At 47.1% G+C, this 340-nt stretch carries 1 protein-coding gene; it reads left to right on the top strand.

Going from position 1 to position 340, the window contains the following annotated elements; all coding sequences use genetic code 11:
• A partial coding sequence (locus HC176_RS18145; RefSeq protein ID WP_167920398.1) for a serine hydrolase domain-containing protein occupies positions 1 to 340 on the top strand: 340 nt, incomplete at both ends.

The raw sequence follows: 340 nt of genomic DNA, 5'->3' as shown, positions 1-340 counted from the left end.
AATATGTGTATTCAGATTTCTTTTTTATCCTGGCACCACGGGTAGTAGAAAGCAGGACAGAATTAGCTTTTCCGGAATTCCTTCAGCAGAATTTTTATAGACCTTTAGGCGCCACTTCAGTAGGATTCAACCCACAATTGTCTCCTTACAAGATCGTGCCTACAGAGCATGATTTTATGTTCAGGCAGGAGCCAATCCATGGAACGGTGCACGATGAAGGTGCGATCATGCTTGGTGGAGTTTCCGGTCACGCCGGCCTATTCGCCAACGCCAACGATCTGGCAAAACTGCTCCAAATGTACCTTAATGGCGGAGAGTATGGCGGGAAGCGGTATTTGGA

The sequence above is a fragment of the Tamlana crocina genome, assembly GCF_012037625.1.
This window is presented reverse-complemented; position numbering and strand designations above follow the sequence as displayed.